The organism is Vibrio sp. 1249-1, from assembly GCF_033340495.1.
Genome location: NZ_JAWOWJ010000044.1, coordinates 1 through 2,288, shown reverse-complemented (window position 1 = coordinate 2,288; position 2,288 = coordinate 1). Strand labels below are relative to the sequence as shown.

Sequence of the window (2,288 nt, the reverse complement as noted above, 5' to 3'; positions counted from 1 at the left end):
GTGGTGCCCGGAGGCGGAATCGAACCACCGACACGAGGATTTTCAATCCTCTGCTCTACCGACTGAGCTATCCGGGCGACGAGGTGTATTAAAAGGCTTTTCGGCTTTCAGGTCAACAATAAAATTAAAATAAAATATCGTTTGATGAATTTGTGCTCGGAGTGGGCTGTTTTTATGCATTTTTAGCAGCAATGCGCCATGCTTTAAGCGATGTTTTAACATTGATAGTGTGTTCACTTGCAAAATAAAGGCGATAAAAACAAAAAAGCACGTCTGAAAACGTGCTTTTTATTGAACAATTGACTTTAAACTAGTGCTTTACTGAGAACTTGTTTACCCAACCTTCTAGCTCATTCGCTAGTGAAGCTAAACTTTGAGTACTTGATTGGCTCTCGGTTACGACAGAGTTGAGTTGGCCTCCGCTTTCCTCGATAAGGTTTATGCGTAGCGCAATATCATCGCTAACCTGCGTCTGCTCAGCGGCAGCAGTAGCGATCTGCTGGCTCATTGTGGTGATAGATTCTAACGCCGTTACAATTTGCTGTAGAGCTTCAGAGGCATTCTTAGACTCTGTAACAGTGCTTTCACTGGTTTCTGCACATATTTCCATTGTGTGAATGGCATTGCGAGAGCCTTCTTGCAGATTGGAGATCATATACTGAATCTCTTTTGTGCTGTCTTGTGTGCGTCCTGCTAGGTTGCGTACCTCATCAGCAACGACTGCGAAGCCTCGGCCTTGTTCTCCAGCACGTGCTGCTTCAATGGCTGCATTGAGTGCCAATAGGTTTGTTTGCTCTGCAATATCACCAATCACATCGAGCACTTTTACAATATTATTTACATCCTGATCTAGATCGGCGACCGCTTTACTCGCAGTATTTAATTGAGAAGCTAAACCTTGAATGTTTTCAACCGTGTTATGAATGAGTTTCTGAGTATGTTGGCTTTGTTTGTCAGCCTCGTCCGTATTGTTTGCGGTGTCGCTTGCTGAATTGGCAACATGGTTGGCTGAAGATGCCATTTCAGTCATCGCAGTGGCAATCATCGCCGTTGATTGCTGCTGAGATACGGTAAGATCGGCAATCGTATTTGATCGAGCTTCTACGGCAGATAACTCTGCGCGCAGTGCATGCATAGACTTCTCTAGGTTTGTCACCATGGTAGCTAGTGATTGACTCATATCTTGCACGGCACGATAGATACTTCCTCTCGGTGCCACAGTATCAAAACTGGTCTGAATGTCTCCTTGAGCGACAGCTTGAACTGCTTTACGCACGTCGTTAGGCTCTCCACCAAGTAGATGAAGCATTTTGCGAATCGAAATGATCAGGCCACTTAGAATACTTCCCGCGATAATCAGACACAGCACAAGCTGCCATTGTGCTGTCGACCAAAAACGTGCGTTAACTTCATTAAAGCCAATACCTGTACCGACAACCCAGCCCCAGTGTGGTGTTTTTTCTGCTATCGAGTGTTTTTCTTCAATGCTGCCATCGGCTTGTTTTTGGCTCCAGGTATATTCAATGATCTGACCTGTTTTGTGCCCCAATACATCTAGAATGAGTTGGCCTACGCTATTACCACTGCCATCTCTAAAGTCATGGAAGCTGGTTCCGTGCAGTTGAGGGTCTAGTGGTGCGGCGATGAACATCATATTTTCATCTGCGACATAAACGTATTCGTTGTCTTTGTAGATATTGTTACGAAGTAGGCGAGTGGCTAATGCTTTCGCTTCGTCTTCCGGCATTTTGCCTTCGATAGCCATCTTTTCTACTTCGGTAAGTATGCTGTACGCACTTTTAAATAGCTCAGTAACTCGAGCTTTGTTATCAAGGTTACTTGCGACGCGAAGTGTCCATAAGCCCGTTGCGGTCAGAGCTAGGAGAGCTAGCAATATGATCGCAGATAATAAATAGGCTTGAGTTTTTAGTTTCATATTTAGCTCACAAATAAAGTGTTATCACTATGCAAGGCATAGCTAAAAGAAGAAATGTAATAACTCGGGCATCTTAGTGAAGATAAATATGCTCGGATACTAATGCGTATTGAAATTACGATGAGGATTAAATTTTTAGCGTGAAATAAGTGTTTTTAAAGAAAGGATTTAATGTTCGCTGATGTTTAGAAATGAAGTGCAGATAAATGGGAAAGTGAGAAATGACGTATAAAGCAGATACAAAAAAGCCGCATCAAGTGATGCGGCTTTAAAAGTGGCTCCTCCTGCTGGGCTCGAACCAGCGACCTGCGGATTAACAGTCCGTCGCTCTACCAACTGAGCTAAGGAGGAA

General features: G+C 43.8%; 1 protein-coding gene and 2 tRNA genes. All 3 read right to left on the bottom strand.

The features are described from left to right. Position 1 precedes the first annotated feature (1 nt). Positions 2-77, bottom strand: a tRNA-Phe gene (locus R7Z50_RS24075). 233 nt (positions 78-310) lie between these two features. Beyond that, positions 311-1,936, bottom strand: coding sequence for a methyl-accepting chemotaxis protein (locus R7Z50_RS24070; protein WP_104975628.1), 1,626 nt, complete (start codon positions 1,934-1,936; stop codon positions 311-313). Positions 1,937-2,211: 275 nt separating this feature from the next. Beyond that, a tRNA-Asn gene (locus R7Z50_RS24065) sits at positions 2,212-2,287 on the bottom strand. Between the last annotated feature and the right edge of the window lies 1 nt (position 2,288).